The organism is Flexibacter flexilis DSM 6793 (assembly GCF_900112255.1).
GTDB classification, from domain to species: Bacteria; Bacteroidota; Bacteroidia; order Cytophagales; family Flexibacteraceae; genus Flexibacter; species Flexibacter flexilis.
In genome coordinates, this window is sequence record NZ_FOLE01000007.1 from 90889 (window position 1) to 115467 (window position 24579).

The 24579-nt window shown below is 44.8% G+C and carries 19 protein-coding genes; 9 read left to right on the top strand and 10 right to left on the bottom strand.

Annotation, left to right across the window (positions count from 1 at the left end; genetic code table 11):
- Window positions 1–101 precede the first annotated feature (101 nt).
- The gene (locus BM090_RS12000) at window positions 102–1352 is read left to right on the top strand and encodes a 3-phosphoshikimate 1-carboxyvinyltransferase (RefSeq protein WP_091513123.1); all 1251 of its coding nucleotides are present in this window, start codon (window positions 102–104) and stop codon (window positions 1350–1352) included.
- A 4-nt stretch (window positions 1353–1356) separates the two neighbouring features.
- Entirely contained in the window at window positions 1357–1764 is a 408-nt protein-coding gene (locus BM090_RS12005) for an ArsR/SmtB family transcription factor (RefSeq protein WP_091513126.1), read from the top strand.
- Between the two features lie 86 nt (window positions 1765–1850).
- On the opposite strand, the gene BM090_RS12010 is transcribed toward BM090_RS12005, so the two are convergent.
- Together BM090_RS12010 and BM090_RS12015 are read right to left on the bottom strand one after the other, a co-directional pair.
- A complete protein-coding gene (locus BM090_RS12010) occupies window positions 1851–2075 on the bottom strand; it encodes a hypothetical protein (protein WP_091513129.1) in 225 nt (74 codons plus the stop codon).
- A 297-nt stretch (window positions 2076–2372) separates the two neighbouring features.
- The gene (locus tag BM090_RS12015) at window positions 2373–2588 is read right to left on the bottom strand and encodes a hypothetical protein (protein WP_091513131.1); all 216 of its coding nucleotides are present in this window, start codon (window positions 2586–2588) and stop codon (window positions 2373–2375) included.
- A gap of 327 nt (window positions 2589–2915) precedes the next feature.
- Between BM090_RS12015 and BM090_RS12020 the strand changes: the two genes are divergently transcribed.
- Entirely contained in the window at window positions 2916–3398 is a 483-nt protein-coding gene (locus BM090_RS12020; protein WP_091513587.1) for an acyl-CoA carboxylase biotin carboxyl carrier protein subunit, read from the top strand.
- Window positions 3399–3525: 127 nt separating this feature from the next.
- On the opposite strand, the gene carB is transcribed toward BM090_RS12020, so the two are convergent.
- Entirely contained in the window at window positions 3526–6339 is a 2814-nt protein-coding gene (carB, locus tag BM090_RS12025; protein ID WP_091513134.1) for a carbamoyl-phosphate synthase large subunit, read from the bottom strand.
- 228 nt (window positions 6340–6567) lie between these two features.
- Here carB and BM090_RS12030 point away from each other — a divergent pair, with 228 nt between their 5' ends.
- Together BM090_RS12030 and BM090_RS12035 are read left to right on the top strand one after the other, a co-directional pair.
- Window positions 6568–8466, top strand: coding sequence for an ABC-F family ATP-binding cassette domain-containing protein (locus BM090_RS12030; RefSeq protein WP_091513137.1), 1899 nt, complete (start codon window positions 6568–6570; stop codon window positions 8464–8466).
- A 182-nt stretch (window positions 8467–8648) separates the two neighbouring features.
- A complete protein-coding gene (locus tag BM090_RS12035; protein ID WP_091513140.1) occupies window positions 8649–13010 on the top strand; it encodes a GEVED domain-containing protein in 4362 nt (1453 codons plus the stop codon).
- A gap of 89 nt (window positions 13011–13099) precedes the next feature.
- Here the strand turns inward: BM090_RS12035 and BM090_RS12040 are convergent, their stop codons facing one another.
- The 7 genes from BM090_RS12040 to BM090_RS12065 form a co-directional block, all read right to left on the bottom strand.
- Entirely contained in the window at window positions 13100–14125 is a 1026-nt protein-coding gene (locus BM090_RS12040; RefSeq protein WP_091513143.1) for an early set domain-containing protein, read from the bottom strand.
- A gap of 12 nt (window positions 14126–14137) precedes the next feature.
- Window positions 14138–14926 carry a LytR/AlgR family response regulator transcription factor gene (locus tag BM090_RS12045; RefSeq protein WP_091513146.1) on the bottom strand — a complete coding sequence of 263 codons (789 nt, stop codon included), beginning with the start codon at window positions 14924–14926 and terminating at the stop codon, window positions 14138–14140.
- 27 nt (window positions 14927–14953) lie between these two features.
- Window positions 14954–16021 (bottom strand): sensor histidine kinase, encoded by a 1068-nt coding sequence (locus tag BM090_RS12050; RefSeq protein ID WP_143083959.1) that lies wholly within the window; start codon window positions 16019–16021, stop codon window positions 14954–14956.
- A gap of 38 nt (window positions 16022–16059) precedes the next feature.
- On the bottom strand, window positions 16060–16419 hold the full coding sequence (locus BM090_RS12055) for a T9SS type A sorting domain-containing protein (protein ID WP_091513153.1): 360 nt from the start codon (window positions 16417–16419) through the stop codon (window positions 16060–16062).
- 60 nt (window positions 16420–16479) lie between these two features.
- Window positions 16480–16851, bottom strand: a complete 372-nt coding sequence (locus BM090_RS12060; RefSeq protein ID WP_143083960.1) for a T9SS type A sorting domain-containing protein — start codon at window positions 16849–16851, stop codon at window positions 16480–16482.
- A 68-nt stretch (window positions 16852–16919) separates the two neighbouring features.
- Window positions 16920–17042 carry a hypothetical protein gene (locus BM090_RS18845; protein ID WP_262487666.1) on the bottom strand — a complete coding sequence of 41 codons (123 nt, stop codon included), beginning with the start codon at window positions 17040–17042 and terminating at the stop codon, window positions 16920–16922.
- A 67-nt stretch (window positions 17043–17109) separates the two neighbouring features.
- Window positions 17110–18105 carry a LacI family DNA-binding transcriptional regulator gene (locus BM090_RS12065; protein WP_091513160.1) on the bottom strand — a complete coding sequence of 332 codons (996 nt, stop codon included), beginning with the start codon at window positions 18103–18105 and terminating at the stop codon, window positions 17110–17112.
- Between the two features lie 172 nt (window positions 18106–18277).
- Between BM090_RS12065 and BM090_RS12070 the strand changes: the two genes are divergently transcribed.
- The 4 genes from BM090_RS12070 to BM090_RS12085 all read left to right on the top strand — a co-directional run bounded on the left by BM090_RS12070 (window position 18278) and on the right by BM090_RS12085 (window position 24522).
- Entirely contained in the window at window positions 18278–20908 is a 2631-nt protein-coding gene (locus tag BM090_RS12070) for a TonB-dependent receptor (RefSeq protein WP_091513163.1), read from the top strand.
- A gap of 204 nt (window positions 20909–21112) precedes the next feature.
- Entirely contained in the window at window positions 21113–22417 is a 1305-nt protein-coding gene (locus tag BM090_RS12075; protein ID WP_091513165.1) for an MFS transporter, read from the top strand.
- Window positions 22418–22423: 6 nt separating this feature from the next.
- Entirely contained in the window at window positions 22424–23632 is a 1209-nt protein-coding gene (locus tag BM090_RS12080; protein WP_091513168.1) for an amylo-alpha-1,6-glucosidase, read from the top strand.
- Window positions 23626–24522 carry a PfkB family carbohydrate kinase gene (locus BM090_RS12085; protein WP_091513172.1) on the top strand — a complete coding sequence of 299 codons (897 nt, stop codon included), beginning with the start codon at window positions 23626–23628 and terminating at the stop codon, window positions 24520–24522. The genes BM090_RS12080 and BM090_RS12085 overlap by 7 nt, the downstream gene beginning before the upstream one ends.
- Window positions 24523–24579: the final 57 nt, after the last annotated feature.

Below are 24579 nucleotides of genomic sequence, written 5' to 3' on the forward strand. Positions count from 1 at the left end.
AGCAAACAAAACATATCTTTCGCGGTGGCATGGCCGCAACACAACATAACATTGCTTTCTGCTTGCGGGCAAAAGCGTTTTATTTTCCTTTTTTCTGACGAATGAAATCATCCTTATTACAAACAGAACCTTCGCTTTACAAAAACCTGACGGGAACGGTACAATTGCCTTCTTCCAAAAGTGAAAGTAATAGAGCTTTAATAATCAATGCTTTAGCTGGTTTCAAATCTACTTTACAGAATTTGTCGGAAGCCCGCGACACCCAAACGCTTCAGCGACTTTTGGCCGATACCGACGCGCCCGTTTGGGACGTGCTGGACGCGGGAACTACCATGCGTTTTCTGACGGCTTACGCCGCACTGCAAGGTTTGCACAAACAACTGACAGGCACAGAGCGAATGTGCCAACGCCCCATCGGGATACTCGTGGACGCGTTGCGTGTGTTGGGTGCACAAATCGAATACAAAGCCGCCGAAGGCTTTCCGCCAATACAAATTACTGATTTCCAGTATTCTGGTAAAAATAAAATCCAAATCGTGGGTAATGTAAGTAGTCAGTACATTTCGGCCTTGGCGATGGTGGCACCGCTGCTCCCCGACGGACTGACTATCGAACTGACGGGTGCGGTAGGTTCGTGGCCGTATATCCAAATGACGCTGGATTTGATGAGCCATTTCGGTATAAAACTAATTGTCGAAAACCAAGTTATTCGGATTCCTGCGGGTCGCTATAACGAAAACACTGCTTTTGCGGTAGAGTCCGACTGGTCGGGCGCGAGCTACTGGTACAGCATGGCGGCATTTGCGCAGCAAGCCAATATTTTATTGAAAGGCCTAAAAGCTAATTCGTTGCAAGGTGATAGCCAAATAGTTACGTTTATGCAGGAGTTGGGCGTACAGACGTATTTTGAGGCCGACGGCGCAAGACTTATCAAAACCCATGAGCCAACGGATTTGGCCACGATGACTTGGGATTTTACGGATTGCCCAGATTTGGCGCAAACCGTTGTGGTGCTGGCTGCGGCCAAAGGCTACCCAATTTCGTTTACGGGTTTGCAGAGTTTGCGCATCAAAGAAACCGACCGCATCAAGGCGTTGCAACAGGAGTTAGAAACTTTTGGGGTAAAATTAACGGAAACAAGCCCTTCGGTATTTGGTTTGGTGGGCAAATGGCAAGCTCCGCCACATTTGCCACTGATTCACACCTACGACGATCACCGAATGGCAATGGCTTTCGCGCCTGTGGCTTTGCGCCAAGCCGTTCGTATCGAAGATATTGGCGTGGTGGCTAAATCATATCCGCGTTTTTGGGACGATTTGCGCAGCATGGGTTTTAGGCTTTCAAATTTGTAATCCAATGAAAATCAAGAATTTCAGCTTAACGTTTAGCACGCAACTGTTCAAAGCCCTGAGCGATGAGGCGCGTGTACGCATTTTGTTTCAGCTCTACCACAACCAACAGATGTGTATTGCTGATTTGGAATTGGTGCTGGATTTTACCCAAACCAAAACTTCTCGGCATTTGCTGTACCTGAAAAATGCGGGTTTGCTGCATTCGCGTCGGACAGACCAATGGATTTTTTATTATATAAAAGACGAAATGCGCGACGTGGTCAAGTATTTTTTTAGGTACATGGAAAAAGAAACACAACTTAACCGCGACCTCGAAGTATATCGGATTATGCTTTCTAACCGCGAGCTTGCCGCCTACAAAGTAGCTGTGCTTCAGGAACGTAACCGCCAAAGCAGCCATTTCGGAGACTAAAATAAAAAAGCCTTGCAACGTTGGTTACAAGGCTTTTGAGTAAGATTTAAAGAGCTTAAAGCATTTCGGCCTAAACTCTGGTTTTCTTAGTGGTGAGCTGGTGCTTCAGTGTGAGCAGCAGTGTCAGCAGCTGGAGCAGCAGCAGTGTCAGCAGCTGGAGCAGCAGTAGTATCTACAGCTGGAGCAGCAGTAGTATCTACAGCTGGAGCAGCAGTAGTGTCAGCAGCTGGAGCTTCAGTTTTTTTAGCTTCGCCACAAGCAGCAAAGAAACCAAGAGCAAGAACGAAAAGAGCAACTTTAGTAGCTTTCATAATTGAAATTTTGTTTTTTAAAATTTGATAAATGATTAGATTCTATTTTGATATTTGAGCTTAATAAAGGAATATCTCCCAAGTAACCCAACCGACTCAAAAACTTTTTCAAAAAACAATAAATATTTTTTAATTAGCTCTTAATCAAATATTTGAGTACGAAAATTTTCTCTTTATTTGGCATACTATTGTTCAGTACACCGTCTATTAATAAGCAAAAGCCTTGCAACGTTGGTTACAAGGCTTTTGAGTAAGATTTAAAGAGCTTAAAGCATTTCGGCCTAAACTCTGGTTTTCTTAGTGGTGAGCTGGTGCTTCAGTGTGAGCAGCAGTGTCAGCAGCTGGAGCAGCAGCAGTGTCAGCAGCAGTAGTATCTACAGCAGGAGCAGCAGTAGTATCTACAGCAGGAGCAGCAGTAGTGTCAGCAGCTGGAGCTTCAGTTTTTTTAGCTTCGCCACAAGCAGCAAAGAAACCAAGAGCAAGAACGAAAAGAGCAACTTTAGTAGCTTTCATAATTGAAATTTTGTTTTTAAATATTTGAAATGATTTTAAATTCTAATCTTGAGATTTGGCTTTAATAAAGGAATTTGCCCCAAGTAACCCAGCCACCCGAAAAAAAACTTAAAATATTTTTCATTATTCTTTAAAACTCTGACAATCAGCGTATTTTTTCTTTTAAAAAATTTCAGAAAAAGTAAAATACCTTTGAATAAATAGCCGAAACAAAAAAAAAATCAGGTTTTTATGAGACAAGCATAGCCCCAAAACGATTTTTGCTGTAAGTTTATGCCACCAAAAAATATTGGTATTTTTATTTTCAATCGTTCAAAGCCTAAGACAATGCTAAAAGTAGCTATTAACCAACAGACATTTGCCATCGAAGGCAACACGCTCAATGGCGAGTTGCATGGCGCAGACATTTCCGTAATCAACGAAAATACTTGGCACATTATCCGTAACAGCCGTTCGTTTCGTGCCGAAGTGGTAAGTACTGACTACGAAACCAAAACGTTTACCGTAAAAATCAACGGCCATTTGTACCAAGCCAACGTAAAAGATAAGTTTGATTTGTTGCTCGAAAGCATGGGCTTGAGCGGTGCAAACTCGTCGAAAGTAAACGACCTGAAAGCTCCAATGCCAGGTCTGATTCTGGACGTGAAAGTAACCGAAGGCCAAACCGTACAAAAAGGCGATGCCCTCATGATTTTGGAAGCCATGAAAATGGAAAACATCATCAAAGCCGCAGGCGAAGGCACTGTAAAAAGCATCAAAGTACAGAAAGGCGACAAAGTAGAGAAAAATCAAATTTTGATTCAGTTCTAAACTGTTGCGTCCAAAAATTGCAGATGAGAGTATTTATTTAATGTTAGAATCTTATTTTTTAATTAATAGAAAAAGCCGCTCCAAGCATTTAGAGCGGCTTTTGTTTTGGGAAGAAATCCAGCAATTTTTATTTACTCAAATACAAATTTCGTTCGCCATATACTTTCACGAAGAAATCGTCTTGAAGGTCTTCAATAAAATACAGTGCCTCGCCTGTGGACTTCATTTCGGGGCCAAGTTCTTTGTTTACGTTCGGGAATTTGCTAAACGAAAACACAGGTACTTTAATCGCAAAGCCGTCAAGTTTTGGCGCAAAGTTGAAATCCGTCACTTTCTTTTCACCCAACATCACCTTCGTAGCGTAATTTACATACGGTTCGCCGTAGGCTTTGCAGATAAACGGAACGGTACGGCTCGCGCGTGGGTTGGCCTCGATGATATACACGATTTCGTCTTTGATGGCAAACTGAATATTGAGCAAGCCCACCGTGCGCAAGGCAACGGCGATGGCCTTCGTATGGCGTTTGATTTGGTCAATCACGTTTTCGCTCAAATCGAAAGGCGGTAACACGGCGTTTGAGTCGCCCGAATGGATACCCGCAGGCTCTATGTGTTCCATAATGCCGATGATATACACGTTTTCACCGTCGCAAATCGCGTCGGCTTCGGCTTCGATGGCGTTTTCCAAGAAGTGGTCGAGCAAAATTTGGTTGTCGGGCATTTCGCGCAAAATATTGACTACGTGCTGTTCCAACTCCTCTTCGTTGATTACAATTTTCATGCTTTGGCCACCAAGCACATAACTCGGACGCACCAACAACGGGAAGCCCAATTCGCGCGCCAATTCGATGGCTTGTTCGGCATTTTCGATTACGCCAAATTTCGGATAAGGAATGTTTTGTTCTTTCAAAAGATTAGAAAAACGTCCTCTGTCTTCGGCCAAATCCAAAGCCTCGAAACTTGTACCCAAAATTTTGATGCCATAACGCTCCAACTTCTCGGCCAATTTCAGGGCAGTTTGTCCGCCCAATTGCACGATTACACCTTCGGGTTTTTCGTGGAGAATAATGTCGTAGATATGCTCCCAGAAAACAGGCTCAAAGTACAGTTTGTCGGCGATGTCAAAATCCGTAGAAACAGTTTCGGGATTACAGTTAATCATAATCGTCTCGTAACCAGCTTCTTTGGAAGCCAATACGCCATGCACGCACGAGTAATCAAACTCAATGCCTTGCCCTATGCGGTTGGGTCCGCTACCCAAAACCACTACTTTTTTGCGGTCGGTAACTACCGATTCGGTTTCTTGCCCGAAAGTAGAGTAGTAATACGGTGTTTGGGCTTCAAATTCTGCCGAACACGTATCCACCATTTTATAGACACGCTTAATGCCCAAATCGTGGCGTTTGGCGTGTACTTCGCTTTCCAAGCAGCGCAACAAATGCGCGATTTGGCGGTCGGCGTAGCCTTTTTGCTTGGCTTTAAGAAGTAATTCATCCGAAATAGAGGCCAGCGTATGGCGTTGTATTTCTTTTTCTAATAAAATCAGTTCTTCGATTTGGCTCAAAAACCACTTATCAATTTTGGTAAGTTGCTGAATGGTTTTGAACGGAATGCCCAATTTGAAAGCGTCGTACACATGGAAAAGTCTGTTCCACGACGGATTTTTGAGGCTGTGCAAAATTTTTGCTTGGTCGGTTACTTCTCTGCCGTCTGCGCCTAAGCCGTTGCGTTTGATTTCCAACGACTGACAGGCTTTTTGCAAGGCTTCTTGGAAGTTGCGACCAATGCCCATTACTTCGCCTACGGACTTCATTTGCAAACCCAAACTGCGGTCTGCGCCTTTGAATTTATCGAAATTCCAACGCGGAATTTTAACAATTACATAGTCTAAGGCAGGTTCAAAACACGCGGAAGTTGTTTTGGTAATGGCGTTTTTCAACTCGTCCAGATTATAGCCAATGGCTAATTTGGCCGCGATTTTGGCAATCGGATAACCCGTAGCTTTGGAAGCCAGTGCCGACGAGCGGCTTACGCGTGGGTTGATTTCGATGGCGATAATGTCTTCTGTGTCAGGATTTAAGGAAAACTGCACATTGCAGCCACCCGCAAACTGACCGATGCCATTCATCATCTTGATAGCCAAATCGCGCATACGCTGATAGGCCGTGTCCGAGAGGGTCATGGCTGGGGCTACGGTGATGCTGTCGCCCGTGTGAATGCCCATTGGGTCAAAATTCTCAATCGAACAAATGATAATCACATTGCCTGCGCTGTCGCGGAGCAGTTCGAGTTCGTATTCTTTCCAACCCAAAATACTTTGTTCTACGAGTACTTCGTGGATAGGCGAGGCGTGCAGGCCGTTGCCTAAGGCTTTTTCGAAGTCTTCGGGCTTTTCCACAAAGCCGCCACCCGTACCGCCAAGCGTGTAAGATGGTCGGATAACTAACGGAAAACCAATAGCTTGTGCGATTTCTTTTCCTTCGAGCATGGACTTAGCCGTAGCACCTTTGCAGACACCTACGTTGAGTTCAATCATTTTCTTGCGGAAAAGTTCGCGGTCTTCGGTCGTTTCGATGGCTTTGATGTCCACGCCGATAATCCGAACGCCATGTTTTTTCCAAATCCCCGCTTTGTCGCATTCGATAGCCAAATTCAAGGCAGTTTGGCCGCCCATAGTCGGCAACACTGCATCAATTTTGTGCTTTTCCAAAATGGTACGAATGGATTTTTTCTCCAGCGGGAGTAGATAGACATGGTCAGCAGTAACGCTGTCGGTCATGATGGTAGCAGGATTGGAATTGATAAGAATCACTTCAATTCCTTCTTCGCGGAGCGAGCGCGCCGCTTGCGAACCAGAGTAATCAAATTCGCAGGCTTGTCCTATTACGATGGGGCCACTGCCGATGATAAGTACGGACTTAATGCTGTTGTCTTTGGGCATAAAAAAGATTGCAAAAAACGGTGAGGCAAAAAACCCGCGGGTTTCGGGCGCACAAAAGTAACGCCGTGAGCTATTTTTGCAAATAAGATTTTACCCTTTTATTCAGCTTTTTAACAGAAATTAACACGTAGCTTTCTCAAAAAGCCATATCTTAGCCGCCCACTTGCACTGCCTTTATGTAGAATATTTATTTAGGTAGTTGCTTCTTGTTTTTTTCTTAAAAAAATTATGTCTGTAAATCTTATTTCGGCGGAAAGCATCGCCAAATCTTTTGACGAACGTAAACTTTTTAGCCAACTGAATTTTGGCATTTCGCAAGGCGACAAAATCGCTTTGGTTGGCGCAAACGGCGCAGGCAAATCCACACTGCTAAAAGTGTTGGCGGGACAAATAGAACCCGACGCGGGACAGGTGAGTATTCGCAAAGGCATACGCGTTATTTATTTGCCGCAAGAGCCTTCGCTCAACGACGACCAAACCGTTTTGGATAATATTTTTGCGCTGAACACACCTGTTATTCAGGCGATTAAAGAATACGAAGCCGCCCAACACGCCATAGATTTGCCAGCCGAAAAAATGCAGGAAATTCTTGAACGCCTCGACGAGTTGCAGGCTTGGGACTTTGAAGACCGTGTGCAACAGATACTTACGCATTTGGGCATTACGAATCTGGAACAGTTGGCGGGTTCGCTTTCGGGCGGGCAACGCAAGCGTATCGCTTTGGCCAAAATGCTACTTTCTGACCCTGATTTGGTGCTGCTCGACGAGCCAACCAACCACTTGGATTTGAATACGATTGAGTGGCTGGAAAATTACCTAACTTCCCAAAATACAACTTTGCTCATGATTACCCACGACCGTTATTTCTTGGACAATGTGGCCAACGAAATCGTGGAATTGGACAGAGGTAAAATTTATAGATACAAAGGCAAATACGCTTATTTTTTGGAGAAAAAAGCCGAACGCGAAGCCATGGCGCAAGCCAGTGTAGAGAAAGCTCGCAACCTGATGACCAAAGAGTTGGAATGGATGCGCCGCCAACCTAAAGCGCGTGGTACAAAAGCCAAATATCGCATTGAGGCGTTTTATGACCTGAAAGAAAAAGCCTCGCAGAATTTTACGAAAGACGAGCTACAAATCAATATCAAGGCCGCCCGACAAGGCAGTAAAATTATTGAAATAGAGCATATTACTAAAAATTTGGGCGGTAAAAATCTGATTGAAGATTTTTCGTATGTGTTCAAAAAACAAGACCGCATCGGCGTGGTCGGCAAAAACGGGATGGGCAAAACCACGTTATTGAATTTGCTTACAGGCGTTTTGCAGCCCGATAGCGGCACGATAGAACGCGGCGAAACCACCAAAATCGGCTATTACACGCAGGAAACCAACAACTTAAATCCCGCAAACCGCGTCATTGACGAGGTGAAAGCCATTGCCGAATACATCACGCTGGGCAACGGCGAAACGCTTTCGGTGTCGAAGTTTTTGGAGCAATTCTTGTTCCCATCGGCCATGCAATACAGTTTTATTAGCAAGTTGAGTGGTGGCGAACGCAGGCGTTTGCAGTTGCTTAAAGTGTTGGTGGACAGCCCTAATTTCTTGATTTTGGACGAACCGACCAACGATTTGGACATTGATACGCTCAACGTGTTGGAGGAGTTTTTGGAGCAATATCAGGGTACTTTGATGCTCGTGTCCCACGACCGTTATTTTATGGACAAACTCGTAGAGCATTTGTTTGTGTTTGAGGGGGCTGGCCAAGTCCGCGATTTTTATGGCAACTATTCGGACTACCGCGACGAGCAAGACGAGTTGAACAAGCAACGCAAAGCCGAGGAGAAATCTACAAAAAATACAACACCAGAACCTGTTGTTCCTGTGGTTGATAACAAAGTAGAGGCAGCGTCTAAGCGAAAACTTTCGTTTAAGGAACAAAAAGAATATACTACGCTCGAAACCGAAATCGCTAGCATCGAAACCAAGAAAGTTGTTTTGGAACAAAATTTGGCTTCAGGCGAAACAGACCACCAAAAAATTGAAACGTGGGCCAAGGAGTTAGAGCAGCTAAATGAACAGCTCGATGAGAAAGTTTTGCGTTGGATGGAATTAGGCGAATATTTATAAAGTTAATTTAAAATATGGCTAAATAATTCTCGTTGTTTAGCCATATTTTCAGTCAATAAATTTATTCTAAAGTTAAACCTAAATTCTTTAATTTTATCTTGTTAATTGCATAAAAAATGCAATCATCATGCCGCTTCATTTTCTTTTCATGAATTACTAATCTTTTCCAATTTTTTAAGTTTATGCTAACAAACCTTTACAAAAAATCTTGGCTATGGCAAAGCGTTATGCTTTTGCTTGGCTTGGGCACATGGCAGCAGGCGCAGGCACAATGTCCTGTTTCGGCGAGTTGTACGCCAAGTGCCGCTACTAATACGAGTATTCCTGGAACTGGGATTTTCACAGTAACCCTCAACACCTTGAGCAATACAACGGGTGGAGCTTCGCAAGGTTACGGCAACTTTGCTTGTACGGTGGGTACGTCTTTGCTTAAAAGTTCGCCTTACACGCTTTCGGTTACGACGGGTAGTGCCGAGAATTTGCGTGTGTGGATAGATTATGATAACAACGGAACATTCGACCCAACCGCCGAATTAGTTCTTTCTTCTAATAATAAAAGTACGCATAGTGGTACGGTAACAGTGCCTACTACGGCAGTAGCAGCCACGCCCTTGCGTATGCGTGTGTCGTCGGATTTGATTACAGCAACGATTCCGACCCCTTGTTCTTCGCCAGTGTATTCGCAGGTGGAAGATTATTATATTATCGCAACCGAAAACGCACAACCTCCGTTGGCGGCGTTTGGAGTACAAGGCACTCCTAATACTTGCGACGGCGTGGTTCAGTTTCTTGACCAGTCGCAAAACAGCCCGACATCTTGGTTCTGGAATTTTGGAGATAACAGTAATTCTACTGACCAAAGCCCTTTGCACGTTTATAACCAAGCGGGCAACTATACCGTAAAATTGGTGGTAAGTAGTGCAAATGGAATAGATTCAGTAATAAAAGAAAATTATATTGTATTTAATGATACAGTACCGCGTTTAGCTTCTTGCAACCCCATTACGTTGAGTGCTTGTTGCGGTTATGGTATTACGAATTTTACGTTTAATACGATCACGCAAGCTTCGGCGGCAGGTACGGCAGGTTACGAAAATTTTACTTGTGCACGTCGCACGTATGTATATGAAGGTATGAGTTATCCTGTGAGCGTAACCACCAGCCAAAACGACGCGCAAGACACTCGCATTTTTATTGATTATAATGACGACGGCATTTTTACGAGTGATGAATTAGTATATCAAAGTTTATCTTCTACGGGTAATGTTACGGGTAATATTTTGATTGCGGCAAGTGCTGTAAAAAATAAGGCGTTGCGTATGCGTGTGTGGTCAGATTATGCAGGGGCTACTTTTGCCGATGGTGCATGTACCAATCCAAGCAAAGGCCAAGCCGAAGATTATACCGTGATCGTGTTGCCGAATGCTTTTCCGCCTGTGGCAAACTTTACGGTAAGCAGCCAGCCTTGTAATGCTACATTTACGTTTTCTAATATCTCTCAAAACCCTGTGGATTCTTCATTCTGGAGTTTTGGCGATGGCAGTACTTTGGCTACCAATTCACTTGCCAACATTACGCACACCTACACGACATCTGGCACATACGACGTACAACTAATTGTAAAAAGTCCTTATGGTACAGATACGTTGCAGAAAGTTGGAGCTGTGATCTATGTAACTGCGCCCATAGCTTCAAACTGTACTGCACCTGTGGCTTTGCAATTTAGTGGATTGGGAATCAGACAAGTAACATTCAACACAATAGATAATGCAACAGGAAATAGCACGGAAGGTTATGGGGATTTTACTTGTACGAATGCTACACAAGTATATTCGGGTAATATATATCCATTGCAAGTACGCAGCAATTCAACAAGCATACAGGAATACGTAAGTGCTTGGATTGACTATAACAATGATGGTACTTTTGCCAGCAGCGAACAAGTAATGGCAGCCTCTGGCGTAATGTATAATAATCCTGTAACAGAACTTGTAACGATTCCGAGTAATGTGGTATTTAACCAAAATCTTCGTATGCGTGTGGTGTCTAACTACCAAAGCCCAAGTGCTTGTGCGAGTGGTAGTGGCGGACCGAGTGGCCAATTCTTTGGTCAAACAGAAGATTATGGGGTTATTATTCTGCCCAATACGATGCCTCCTGTCTCTGATTATTATATTACAAGTATTACAACTTGCAATACATTGGAATTCACTGATATGTCAACTAATGTGCCAACTTCTTGGCTTTGGGATTTTGGTGATGGCACTACCTCTACAGTTAAAAATCCAACCCATACGTATTCTAATACAGTGCAAACAGACTATACGGTTAGCTTGACAGCATCTAATGCGTATGGTTCTGATACTTTTACACAAGTGGTTAGTGTAGCCGCCTCACAAGGACTTTTGTTGGCAAGTTGCAAGCCTGCCTCGTTCTCACCCCAAAATTATGAGATGGGTATTTATAACGTCACTTTGGCAGGAATTAATAAGACCTCTTTTGGAGCTGCTTTGGAAGGTTATCAAGATTTTGCTTGTGATGAAAGAGCCCAAGTAACAGCAGGTAATACTTACAACATTAGTGTTACAACGGGTTCAACCTATGGCGAGCAAGTAAAAGTTTTTATTGATTATAACAATGATGGCACTTTTGCCACGTCTGAATTAGCCTTTACTTATACAGACAATAATACACCTGTTAATCCAAAAATTGGTACAATCACTATCCCTAACACTGCCGTAGGTCTAACAGCGTTACGTATGCGTGTGTTCTCGGATTATTATACCCAAACGATCTCGACGGCTTGCCAAAATTCAAACTTTAGCCAAGTGGAAGATTACAGTGTTTATGTACAGCCCAACGGCCAGTTACCAGACGCGGCATTTACGAGTGCGGCGGTTTCTACGTGTAGCCGAGTGTATCAGTTCTCGGATGTGTCTAGCAATCAGCCAAGTACTTGGACTTGGAATTTTGGCGATGGTACAACTTCTACGATGGCCAATCCTTCACATACGTTTGCCAGTGCGGGCACTTACCCTGTAAAATTAAAAGTAACCAATGCGGCTGGTGTTGATTCCATTACACAATCTGTAACGGTTGCGACTACTGCTACTTCGACTATGTTGGCAGCCCCTTGTAAGCCTACTACGGCTCAACCACAAGGGAATACCATTGGTATTTTTAATGTACAATTAAGTACAATAAATAATACAACTAATGGCAGCATAGATTCTTATAAAGATTATACTTGTACGCAAGCGGCTACGCTCACGGCAGGTACGGCTTATACTTTGTCTGTGAGAGTGTCCACAACCGTACAACAAAATATTCGTGCTTGGATTGATTATAATTACGACGGTGTATTTGACAATACAACGGAACTTGTAATGACCAAAAACAATGTAATTGGTACGCAAACACAAACTATTACGCCATCTGGTACGGCTGTGACGGGTCAGGCTTTACGGATGCGTGTAGCTTCGGACGCTTCTTCTGTGGCATGGACAGGCTTGCCTTGTGCCTCGCCGATGAATGGACAAGTAGAAGATTATGCCGTTACAGTAGTTTCAAATACGCAAGCAGTGCAAGCAGGCTTTACAGTGTCTAATGCTGGTATTTGCTTGTCGGAAACTATTGCTTTTGCGGACACCTCTAAAAATATTCCAACTTCATGGACTTGGGATTTTGGTGACGGCAGCACTTCTACGCTCCAAAACCCAACTTACACCTATGCGGCTGTTGGTACTTATACTGTTTCGCTTACTGTAACTAATGCTTTTGGCGTATCTTCTGCTATCCAAACGGTTACGGTATATCCAAGCATTACGCTTACGGCTATTTCTTGTACTCCGAACTCTACAGCTCCTAATGCTAGTACTGGTATTTTTAGCGTACAATTTGGTAATATCAATAAAACCAGTGTTGGCAGCACCGACCAATACCAAAATTATGCTTGTTCGGCGCATACCGACCTGACCATGAGTATGGCTACGCCTATTACCATCAAGACAGGAACAAGCCAAAACGAAAGTGTACGCGTGTGGATAGACTATAACAACAATGGTTCTTACGAAACCAACGAAAATGTATTTAACTCTATCAATAAATTGACTAACCATGCGGGTAATATAACGGTACCAACCACTGCCGTTACGGGCCAATATTTGCGTATGCGCGTAGCTTCGGAAGTAGCTGCAACCACTGGCGGTATCAATAGTGCTTGCCAAAACAGAACTTCTGGCCAAGTGGAAGACTATGCCGTAAGAGTGCAACTTGTGGGCGTAAAATCTAAGCTGCTAACGCAAAAACTACAAGTGTATCCAAACCCTTCGGTGGGAGAATTCAAACTTAATTTGACTTTGGACAAACAAACCAAAGCCACTGTTTCGGTAACAAATTTGTTGGGACAAGAAGTTTATAACCAGCAAATTGAAGCAGAAAAAGAACTAAATCATACGGTTCGTTTGCAACGCACAGCAGGCATTTATTTGGTAAAAGTGGCTACAGAAGAAGGCTATGCCATCGAAAAAGTAGTAGTAGAATAACCAATATTTGCTTAACCATAAAAAAGGACAAACTCAGCGATGGGTTTGTCCTTTTTGCTTTTATGTATTGCTAAAAAAATAAATGCTGCTTATTCGTGTGAGGCGTTGGCCATGTCGTACCACTTGAGTACTTCGATGTTGAGTGTGTCCATCCAGCCACAGGCTAATTTTCTATTTTCAGACTGTTCGCCGCGTAGCGTGGCTTCTTGTTTGTCCCACGAACCGCGCGTGATTTTGTACTCAAAATTATTTTCAAGCGGATTGGCCAATGTGAGCGAACAATGCGTAGCGTCTTGTCGCACAAATTTGTATCGTGGGTCTTGCAAATTCCAGCCGTTTTGGTCGCAAGCCATATAAATATCTTCGTTGCGCGGTGTGTTGGCGGGTATTTTGGCTATTATCGTAATGGTTGGATTGGTGCAAGGCTTGAGGTCTTTCCAATTGTCTATGTGCACGCGAAGCGTATCGGTTTTTCCAAACATAAAGTTTCGGTTTTCGATTGTTTCCCCCAACTGATTTACTTCTTCTGTATCCCAAGAGCCTCGCGTAAACTTAAACGAAAGTTCTTGCCCAGAACGCGGTATGCGGATATAATACTGCCCTTTTTTATTCTGTACAAGTTGGTATTCCTTGTCAGCATCACCCCAATCATTGAAATTACTGGCCATATAAATCGGCGCGTTGGGTGGCGTAGTGGCTGGCAATTGGTCGATAATAACCGTTACATGCGGGCAATGCGTAGGCCCCACATCCGCCCAACTTTCCACATCCACAAACACCGAATCTTGCGCCCCATATTCCAAACTTCTATTATCAATGTCTTGGCCGCAAGCGTCTTGCTCTACGGTTTTCCAGTCGCCGCGCGTCAATTTATAATCCACAAAACCAAGGCCGCGCGGCAAGGTGATGGTATAAAAGCCGTTGGCTTGCTTTTCGAGTATAAATGTTTTGTCGCTCGGATTCCAGTGGTTAAAATTTCCTGCCACAAAAATATTGCCTTCGGCGGGGGTGTTTTCGGGCAAATTGCGCACTACAAGCGTGACGTTATTGCAGGAAAAAAGCCCAAAAACCAACAGCCAGATTAGCCCCGTATTTTGCCAAATATTATTTTTCATTATTTATCAAAATTATCTACCCAACCATTGCATAAACTGTTGCACGCGTGCCCGACTCACCAAAATTTCTTCGGTGGGTGTGGGTGCCAGTGCGATTTTCAGGCGACTGTTAAAATGCTTCGTAATCTCGCCAATAGCCTGAATATTAGTAATGTAAGTTCTGTTTATTCTAAAAAAGTCCTGCGGATTGAGTTGGCATTCCAGTTGGTCGAGTGTGTAGGCGATGGCATATTTTCGTTTGTCGGTGGTCACCAAACAAACCATGTCGCCATCGGCAAAGAAATAGGCGATTTGCTCGGCGTTTACGTGTCGGATTTTTTCGCCCAAACTCACCATAAACCGCGTTTTGTATTGCTGCTGATTCAGGTTGAGCAGCTGCTCTATTTGATGCAATTGCAAAGTGGGTTGAGGCGTAGCAGCTGGCGTTTGCGCCGTGCTGCGGTAATGTTCGCCAAGCTGTTCGTATTTGAGCAAAGCGGCATTAAGTGCTTCTTTTTCAATGGGTTTTAGCAAATAATCGATGCTATTTACTTTAAATGCTTTGATGGCGTATTCGTCGTAGGCGGTCGTGAAAATGACAGGGGCTGAAGGATTTATTTTGCTAAAAATCTCAAAACTCAGGCCATCGGAAAGCTGAATATCCATGAAAATCAGGTCGATGTTTGCTTTCGGAATTTGTTCGGTGGCCTCTTCCACGCTGTCGATGCAGTCCACTACCTCGATGTCGGGGCGGCACAAAAGTAGCAGCCTTTTGAGTTCGAGTTGTGCAAATGTTTCGTCTTCGATGATAAGCACTTTCATTGGTGTAAAGTTTTGATTTTTAATTGATTAGTAGCAAATTAACGGCACAAGTACCCGAAATTCTTCGCGGCTCTGGCTCACGCAAACGGGTCGGTCGGTCAGGTAGGCGTAACGGTTGGTAATATTTTTTAGCCCCAAACCCGACGAATATTCTTTGGTACTTTTGGGCTGCAAATTATTGATTACTTCCAAGAAATGGTCTTCGGTTACGCGCAAATGAATGGTAAGTGGTTTCTTTTGAGATAAAATATTGTGTTTAATGGCATTTTCGATGAGCATTTGCAGGGTCATGGGCATAATTTGAGCGTTTTTGTAGCTGTCGGGAATGTCCACGTCAAAATGCAGATTGGGCGCAAAGCGCATTTCCACCAAATAACGATACGAAGCCAAAAACATCATTTCTTCGGCCATCGTGATAAGCTCTTTGTCGCGGTTTTCCAGCACGTACCGATACACTTTGGCCAGTTGGCGCACGAACTGCGCGGCGGTTTCTTGGTCGGCAAAAATCAAGGACGAAAGCGTATTGAGGCTATTAAACAAGAAATGCGGATTCACTTGATTTTTAAGCATTTCAAACTGAAATTCAATGTTTTCTTTCTTGAAACGCTCCAATTCCGAAACCGAATCGCGCCAGCGTTTGAGCAAAAACACGCCCATATCAATCCCGACTACTATCATGGTAAGTGTAACGGAGACCGCCGCCACGACGATTTCGTCGCGTAGGCTAATGAAGGTTTGCCCTACACAATACCAGTTGAAAAGATTACGCACCACCGACACGCAGAACAAAATATATGAAATATCCATTAGTTGCTGTACGATGAGCCGCCGCACGGGATTGGCGTTCCAAGCCATGCGTTTGTCCAGATGGTCGTTGATGGTGCGCAAGCCTACCATTACCAAAAAAGTCAGTAAAATTACCCAGAAATAAGCCGCCAAAGTATTGTTCTTGTCTTCCACATTGGCGGGGCTATACGGATACAAAAGCCCGAAAATCAGATTCATTACCACGTTCAACAAAATTCCCAAACCTGCGGGGCTGGCAAGCCGCCACCAGTTAATCCGAGCAAAGAATAAAGAGATGCGTTGTATCATGGAATAATCAATGGGGTTTTCGGGCTTGCGGGGCAAAATTATTGAATTACGAGTTGGCGCGAAAATACTTCGTCTCGGCGGCTTAGCACAACTTTGTACGTTCCTTTTTCGAGTTTGTCCAGCGAATAATGCTTAATGCTCGACCCCAAATCCGATATATTTGCCGATATAACCGCTTGACCCGTAGTGTCTTCTATCCGAAATTTAACGGTGCTGTTGTCCGCTTTTTTCATCATTACCACCAACTCATTTTTGAGAGATGGATACATTCCCACCGTAAAAGAAGTGTTGGTAGAAACGGCATTTTCGGTACTTACGACGGCGTTGCCTTCGGCTTTACTAATGCTTGGGCTGGCCAAAATTAATGTTGCGGCTAAAATTAAAGCGGAGATTTTCATTTTGATAAGATGATTTTTGTGAAATAATATTTTTGAAGCAATACCTTGATTAGTAGGTTATTATTTGATAGTAATTTCTCTGGTGAACAGCTCGTTTCCGCGTGTCAATTTGACCATATAGCGGCCTGCGGGCAGTTGGTTGAGGTCGTAGCGTTTGAGGATGTTGGTGTGTTTGCTTTCCTTTTCCTCAAAAAGATATTGTCCTTTTTCGGTCAGAATCGCAATGCGCACGGGTTCTTTGTCTTCTTTTTGAAGAATAACAGCCAATTGGCCGTTGGCATTAACGCGCACATTGGCCGCAAATGAAGTGTTCGTATTTACGCCTTGTGCGGCTAATTCGGCGTTTGTTTTGGCGGCAAGCGGTGAGGTTACTAAAAGCATGAGGGCAAGTACTTGCCATTTGATTGCGGAGAAAAGAGATGTGTTCAGCATTTTTTTTGATGATTTAATAAATTGATAATGAAAAGTTTGTGTCTTTGTGGTGATTTATTGATACAAACTTAGTGTGCGGCGGTGTGCTGGCCAACGGCTGTGCGGTCAGTTGTCAAAACGGCGGCGTGAATGGTTGTGCAAGCAAGTTGGATTGCACGACCATTCACGCCGCCGAACGAAATAAGAACCAAACTTTACAGATTTTTAGAAACCGCCTACCGTGGCCTGTGAAGACACAGGCCACAAAGAGCAATATTTTTACAATGAACCGCCTTCTATCAGAATTGAATCGACGATAAGTGTTTGGGCAAAGCTGCTTCCCGACAAACAGGCCATCATACGGCTAAAAGCCAGTTTGCCGAGTTTGTAGCCGCTGGTTTCCACGTAGGTAATTTCTGGAAAATACAGTTGCGGAATAAAACCGTCGCTAATGGCAATAATGCCGATGTCGTCAGGAAAACGTAACGTAGTGCGTTGCTGCGCCTTCATTACACCAATCAGAATTTCATCACTCATACAAAAAATAGCGTCGGGCATTGGCTCATGGCCGAGCACTTGCGCCACTACTTGCCGCGCAGTTTCCGAGTTTACCACATGCCGAATATCTACTTGAACCTCTGGAGCTTCCGCCGCAAAAGTAGCCAAAAATCCTTCTAACCGCGTGCGCGTAATGGACATCTGGATACTATCAAAAATCGCCAAAACACGTTTTTTCTTTTTCTGGATAAGTGCTTGGGCGGCCAACACTGCCGCTTTTTTGTCGGCTACGCAGGCGCGGTTGTAGGTGTCTTGGTCGGGCACTTTATCAAAAAAAATGACAGGCACGCCCGTACTCTCAAGGCGTTTGAACGATACCGTGTCGGTGGTGGCGGGCGTAATGGCCACGAAAATACCTGTCATGCGTTTTTGGCGGCAACGCTTCAAAATGTCGTTTTCTAAGGCTGCATCATCATTACTACAATAAATACTGACCGAATAGCCGTATTGTCGGGCTTCTTCTTCTACCGAACTGATAAACGAATGATAGAATCGGTTGGAAAGAATCGGGACGATAATGGCAAATTCCTTGCTGTTGCTGGTACGCAAATTAATGGCGTAAGGGTTGGGGTTGTAGTCAATGAGTTCGGCCAACTCTTTTACGCGGTTGCGAGTCTGCTCCGAAATGTCGGGGTGGTCTTTCAAGGCTCTGGACACGGTCGCAATGCTCAAATTCAGCATTTCCGCCAACTTTTTGAGGGTGATGGTTTCTTTCATTGGTGTAGTTTTGTTATTTTAACCAAATCTAAATTAATTATTTATCAACATCAAACGTTTTCGCAAATGTTTACGAAATCGTTTGCGCATATAACATCGTTTACTGGCAAATTTCATATATTAAAGTAGGCTACTTTCGTAACAGTTTCTGACACCAAATTATATAACTGATATGAAAAAACTAATACCTTTTGCCGTGCTTCTACTGGCAGCAGAAGTGGCATTTGCTCAAAACACACGCAAAATCAGCGGGAAAGTAAGTGATGTAACTGGTTTTCCTGTGATTGGCGCAACGATTTATGCCCCAGATCTCAAAAATGGCGTGATTACTTCCGATAGCGGTACGTTTCGCATTTCGAACTTGCCCGCCAAAATGGTTAAATTGCGTTTTTCGTTTGTGGGTTATGAAAGCAAATTAGATTCGTTTGATTTGAGCAACGGCGATGTACAAGATTTGAAAATCGCACTCCGCGACGAAGGCATTGCCTTAGATGGCGTAATTGTAACGGGTGTGGCTAACCAATTAACCAAACTAACCTCCAGTGTATCAGTAAGTACCATGCGCAGCACCGACATCGAAAAGGCTGCACCGCGTACTACTGCCGAAATTTTCCGTTCTATCCCTGGTATTCGTTCCGAAGCCACAGGCGGCGACGGTAACACCAACATTACGGTTCGTGGCGTTCCGCTTTCGACGGGTGGTTCTAAATATTTGCAACTCCAAGAAGACGGCTTGCCCGTGTTCCAATTCGGGGATATTGCCTTTGCCACTTCCGACATTTTCTTGCGTGCCGACCAAAATGTTTCGCGCATTGAGGCCATTCGCGGCGGTTCGGCTTCCAGCATGGCCACCAACTCGCCCGCAGGTATCATCAATTTTATAAGCAAAACAGGCACGACCGAAGGCGGTAGCATTACCAATTCATTTGGTTTGGATTATCAAAATTACCGCACGGATTTCGACTACGGCGCACCGATGGGCAACGGCATGACTTTCCACGTAGGCGGTTTTTATAGAGTAGGCGAAGGCCCTCGCACGGCGGGCTACAATGCCAACAACGGTGGCCAGTTCAAAGCCAATTTTACGAAAGAATTTAAAGGCGGTTACGCTCGCGTGTATTTGAAAGTGCTCAACGACCGCGCCGCCGCTTATATGCCAGCTCCTGTGCAAGTTACGGGTAGCAACGCTAACCCAACTTACAAATCTTTGGCAGGTTTTAACGTACAAAGAGGCACGTTGCTTTCTTCGGAACTGTTGCAAACCGTTAATTTGAGTGGAGATGGCTCGTTGGCTACCACCAACATCGCCGACGGAATGCACCCACTTTCTAAATCAATTGGTACAGAATTTTCTTTTGATTTGGGTAATGGCTGGCAACTCGAAGACCGCGCCAAAGCTGCCTTCAACAGTGGTTCGTTCATTGCGCCATTCCCTGCGGCAGTGGGCAGCACCAGCGCGATTTTGTCGCAAATCGGAACGGCTGTAAACGCCAACCTGACAGGCGCAACGCTCACGTATGCAACTACTGGTCAGACTTATACGGGCGAAAATGCAATGGTTGTTCATTTGTTTAATACAAAACTCAACAACTTTAACAACTACATGAACGACCTACAACTCAAAAAAGAATTTGGTAAAAACAATTTGCTTTTGGGTGTTTACAAATCCAACCAAAATATCAACATGGATTGGTTGTTCTCTTCGCACCTGATGACGGTGGACGGCAAAAAAGCGCGCTTGCTCAACATCACCGACGCAAGCGGCGTGAGCCACAGCAGCAACGGCATTTTTGCGTATGGCTCGCCAATGTGGGGCAACATCAACCGCAACTACAATCTTAACTACGACATTATTGCACCGTATGCCGCTTTCAACTCAAGCCTAACCGAAGCCCTTAATTTTGATGCAAGCGTGCGTTACGACATGGGCAGAGTGCGCGGCACGTATGCAGGCAACACCCAAACTTCCGCAGACATGAACAACGACGGCACGATTTCGGCTTACGAACAAAGCGTTTCGGCGATAGATTACGCACATACCAAACCCGTAAATTACAATTATGGTTATGTGTCGTATTCGGCAGGTCTAAACTATATGCTTGACGAAAACAGTGCCGTGTTTGCACGTTATAGCAGTGGCGGTTCGGCACGTGCAGACCGTCTTGTTTTCACCCCAAATCTTTTTGGAGATGGTAGTGCAGATGGCAAATACGACCGCCTCAACCAAGGCGAGTTGGGTTACAAACTCAAACATGACATTGGTAGCGTGTTCCTGACGGCTTTTTATGCCCAAACCAAAGAAGCGGTACAATACGAAGTGTTCAATACCACGACGCGCGTCATCAAAAACAGTTATCAGTCGATGGGTTTGGAGTTGGAAGGCGTAATTTATCCAGCTAAAAACTTGAGCATCAAAGGCAACGCGACTTATACGCACGCACGCATCACCGAAGGCACGTACAAAGACAAAACGCCAAGAAGACAAGCTCCTTTGATTTATGCCCTTACACCAACGTATGAGGCGGGCAAATTGTCGGTTGGTTTTAGCCTTATCGGAACGACGAAATCTTATACCCAAAATGATAATTTGTTAGTAATGCCTGGTTACGCTTACGTGAATCCGTTTGTGGCCTATCAGTTTAGCAGCAAAATCCGCGCTTCGCTCAACGGCAACAACATTTTCAATACAATGGGCTTTACAGAAGCTGAAGAAGCAAGCATTACAGAAAACACGACCAATATCGTGAGAGCACGTAGCATCACAGGCCGCACGGTATCTGCTTCTGTTTCATTTAGTTTCTAAGAAAAATAAACCTTTTTTACTTCCTTTCGCAAGACGACGCGCGGCAGGCTTGTGGCCAAATTCGGCTTCTCATCAATTCTACTAATACGCTTGCAATCAATTACTTTTATTCATCATAAAAATTGGTTGCTTTTTATTTCAACAAAAGAATTGGCCACAAGAACCGCCGCGTAATTATCACCCAACACCAAACCAAGAAACACCATGAAAGCGAAGTTTAATTTTTGGCAAATCATTAGCATGAATATCGGATTTTTGGGTATTCAGTACAGCTTTGGTTTGCAACAAACGAACATGACCCCGATTTACTCGTATTTGGGGGCAAATCCCGAACAAATCCCTTTGCTGAATCTGGCCGGCCCCATGACGGGACTTATCGTGCAGCCTATCGTGGGCGCGATGAGCGACAAAACCGTAAGTCGTTTTGGGCGGCGCAGACCTTATTTTGTGGTGGGTGCGGTGCTGTGTAGTTTGTGTTTGTTCCTGATGCCGCATAGCAGTTCTTTGTGGATGGCGGCAGGTTTGCTCTGGATTCTGGACGCGGCCAACAACATCACGATGGAGCCCTACAGGGCTTTTGTCAGCGATATTTTACCCGAAAAACAACACCCTGTTGGTTTTCTTACGCAAAGTTTTTTTACGGGATTGGGCATTACACTGGCCAACCTGACACCGAGTTTGCTAATCATGTTGGGCATTTTTGGCCAAACGGCACGCACCGCCAACAATATTCCTTACGCTACTTTGGCAGCGTTTAGTATCGGCGCGGTGGTTTCGATTGCCTCTGTCATGTATTCGGTTATTTCTACGCCAGAGCCAGCCCTTACCGCCGAACAAATCACTGAAATACAGGCACAACCCAAAGGAATTGTGTATGTGTTCCGAGACATTGTGCAGGCCATTCGCACCATGCCCAAAGTAATGCGCCAATTAGGTGTGGTGTATTTGTTCAACTGGTACGCAATGTTTATTTATTGGCAATTCGTGACGCTGTGCATGGCCAAAAGCATTTTTCATACTTCAGACCCCAACAGCGTAGAATTTGTACAAGCCGAGTTGCTCACGGGCCAAATCAATGGCACGTACAATGTCGTAACTTTTTGCGTGGCCTTTGTGCTGGCGTGGCTTACGAGCAAAACGCAGGCGCGTTATGTGCACAGCATTAGTTTATTTCTAGCGGCGGCTGGGCTGATGGCATTGCCTTTTATTTCGGATAAAATTTGGCTTGTCGTCCCGATGATTGGTTTCGGAATCGGTTGGGCAAGCATGATGGGAACGCCTTACGTGATGTTGGCGGGCAATATTCCACCTGCGCAAACGGGGATTTACATGGGCATTCTCAATATGTTTATTGTGCTGCCGATGATGCTCCAAACGCTTACGTTTCGCTGGATTTACCAAGCCTTTTTGCACAGCAACGCCCAACACGCCATTGTGTTTGCGGGTGTGCTGATACTCGTGGCGGCAACGCTTACGCTATTCATCAAAAAAAATCATTCAATCAGCTAATTATTTATGTTAAATATTCAGGCATACGAACAGAGTATCAGTCTTTTGCGAAAAGCCGCTACGCCTTACGGGTTTGTGGCATCGGTGCAAAACCTCGACAACTACAAACGCATTTGGGCAAGAGATGGCATTATTTGCACGTTGGCGGCTTTGTTGAGCGGCGACGCGGGGCTTATTGCCACAGGCAAAGCCAACATCGAAACGCTTTTTGACCATCAGCACCCGACGGGATTTATCCCGTCTAACGTAACGCCACACACGCAAGCCGTCAGCTATGGCGGAACGGTTGGCCGCGCCGATACGCCTTGCTGGGCAGTGATTGGCCTATGCGCGTATGTGGCACATACACAGGATTTTGATTTAGCAGAAAAATATAAACAACACGTAGAACGCAGTTTTTGGGTGTTGGACGCATGGGAATTTAATGGCCGCCATTTGGTTTATGTGCCGCAAAGTGGCGATTGGGCAGACGAATACATCCAACACGGCTATATTTTGTTTGAACAATTGCTTCGGGTTTGGGCGTTGGAATGGGCGGCTCAGATTTACCAAAATGCCGATTGGCAGGCCAAAGCCGCACAGATTAGAACGGTCCTTGAGCAAAATTTTCACCCACAAACAGGACTTAACAATCCGTACAGCCCCAATCTGAAGCATCAGAGCCGCGAGGCTTCGGCGCAATATTGGTTGATGGGATTTAATCCTTCGCGTATTTACACGTATTTCGACCTGCAAGCCAATTCGTTAGCTATTTTGTTGGGTTTGGGCAATGCCTTGCAAGAAAACACACTTTTGCAGTTTTTGACCAAGCAGTTACAAGAAACTACCACGATTTTGCCGTCGTTCAGCCCTGCCATAGAAGCCAACGATACGGATATGCGCGAGTTGCGCAACAATTACGCTTACGAGTTCCGTAACAAGCCACACCATTTTCATAACGGCGGTTTGTGGCCTGTTTGGAATGGTTGGTTGGCGATGGCTTTGCACAAAGCAGGCAAAAAACAAAATGCCCAAATGCTGACTCAGCGCGTACACGCGGCTAACCAACTCGCTGATTTTGAATTTAATGAATGCCTAAACGGTGCAAACGGTGCGCCTTGCGGTGTGCCTCAATGCACTTGGAGTGCGGCGGGGGCAGTGCTGGCCGAACACGCCGCCGATTTCGGGTTATTATTTCCCCAAACCAATCAAAAAACAAGTAAGAATTTATGCTAACTAACGATAAATATGTATTGGCAATGGGAGAATTGCTGATAGATGCCATTAGTAGCACACAAGTGGACGACCTCTCGCAAGCCCGATACCTGAACATACACACGGGCGGAAGCACGGCCAATTTTTGTCGCTATCTCAAACGTTGCGGTACGCTTGGCCACATTGTGGCGGCGGTGGGCGAAGATGGTTTTGGTAAAATTTTGTTGGAAAAAGTAGTGCAAGAAGGCCTGGAAACCACGCACATACACGTTACGCCCAAGCATTTTACTTCGCTGATTGTGGTGGGGCGCACGGCGCAAACGCCCGATTTTATTCCGTACCGCGATGCCGACAAATTCATTCCTGCCATTGATGAAGATTTACTAAAAAATGCGGCTTGGTTGCATACGTCTTCGTTCGCACTCAGTGCCGAGCCTGCCCAAACCAATATTTTGCGCAGCATCGGCAAAGCCGTGATTTTTGGTGTGCCTGCTTCGGTGGACTGGAATTATTCCGAAAAAATATGGGATTCGCATGAGCAAGCCTTGCAGATATTCAGGCAGTTACTGAATTTTAATGTTTCTTTCAAATTTAGTCTGGACGATGTGAGCCGTTTTTGGCAACATCCTGACATAGACATTCCGACGGCTTTGGCGTATCTGGAACAGGTACAAGCCGCGTTCGTGTGCCTGACTTGTGGCGGCGATGGCGTGTATTACAAAAACGGACAGGCGACCACTTGGGAATACGCCGCCGTGCAACCTATCAAAGTGCAGAACGCTACAGGCGCGGGCGACTCGTTTTGGGCGGGTTATATTCATGCGCGTTTGGCGGGCGAAGAAAATGACTCGCTGGCCGTAGGCAACGCGATTCGGGTGGCTTCTCTGAAGCTACAAGGACTTCTAGTGTAATAGTTTTCAGTGTTTTATAATTCATTTGGTTTGTTATTGTTGGACTAAGTTTTCGTA

Excerpts from the sequence above, each read along its gene's own strand:
- BM090_RS12060 (WP_143083960.1), bottom strand. The coding sequence starts at position 16,851 with ATGCTGAACACATCTCTTTTCTCCGCAATCAAATGGCAAGTACTTGCC.
- BM090_RS12035 (WP_091513140.1), top strand. The coding sequence starts at position 8,649 with ATGCTAACAAACCTTTACAAAAAATCTTGGCTATGGCAAAGCGTTATG.
- BM090_RS12070 (WP_091513163.1), top strand. The coding sequence starts at position 18,278 with ATGAAAAAACTAATACCTTTTGCCGTGCTTCTACTGGCAGCAGAAGTG.
- BM090_RS12045 (WP_091513146.1), bottom strand. The coding sequence starts at position 14,926 with ATGAAAGTGCTTATCATCGAAGACGAAACATTTGCACAACTCGAACTC.
- BM090_RS12075 (WP_091513165.1), top strand. The coding sequence starts at position 21,113 with ATGAAAGCGAAGTTTAATTTTTGGCAAATCATTAGCATGAATATCGGA.
- BM090_RS12030 (WP_091513137.1), top strand. The coding sequence starts at position 6,568 with ATGTCTGTAAATCTTATTTCGGCGGAAAGCATCGCCAAATCTTTTGAC.
- BM090_RS12015 (WP_091513131.1), bottom strand. The coding sequence starts at position 2,588 with ATGAAAGCTACTAAAGTTGCTCTTTTCGTTCTTGCTCTTGGTTTCTTT.
- BM090_RS12000 (WP_091513123.1), top strand. The coding sequence starts at position 102 with ATGAAATCATCCTTATTACAAACAGAACCTTCGCTTTACAAAAACCTG.
- BM090_RS12040 (WP_091513143.1), bottom strand. The coding sequence starts at position 14,125 with ATGAAAAATAATATTTGGCAAAATACGGGGCTAATCTGGCTGTTGGTT.
- BM090_RS12085 (WP_091513172.1), top strand. The coding sequence starts at position 23,626 with ATGCTAACTAACGATAAATATGTATTGGCAATGGGAGAATTGCTGATA.
- BM090_RS12005 (WP_091513126.1), top strand. The coding sequence starts at position 1,357 with ATGAAAATCAAGAATTTCAGCTTAACGTTTAGCACGCAACTGTTCAAA.
- BM090_RS12080 (WP_091513168.1), top strand. The coding sequence starts at position 22,424 with ATGTTAAATATTCAGGCATACGAACAGAGTATCAGTCTTTTGCGAAAA.
- BM090_RS12020 (WP_091513587.1), top strand. The coding sequence starts at position 2,916 with ATGCTAAAAGTAGCTATTAACCAACAGACATTTGCCATCGAAGGCAAC.
- BM090_RS12010 (WP_091513129.1), bottom strand. The coding sequence starts at position 2,075 with ATGAAAGCTACTAAAGTTGCTCTTTTCGTTCTTGCTCTTGGTTTCTTT.
- BM090_RS12050 (WP_143083959.1), bottom strand. The coding sequence starts at position 16,021 with ATGATACAACGCATCTCTTTATTCTTTGCTCGGATTAACTGGTGGCGG.
- BM090_RS12065 (WP_091513160.1), bottom strand. The coding sequence starts at position 18,105 with ATGAAAGAAACCATCACCCTCAAAAAGTTGGCGGAAATGCTGAATTTG.
- BM090_RS12055 (WP_091513153.1), bottom strand. The coding sequence starts at position 16,419 with ATGAAAATCTCCGCTTTAATTTTAGCCGCAACATTAATTTTGGCCAGC.
- carB (WP_091513134.1), bottom strand. The coding sequence starts at position 6,339 with ATGCCCAAAGACAACAGCATTAAGTCCGTACTTATCATCGGCAGTGGC.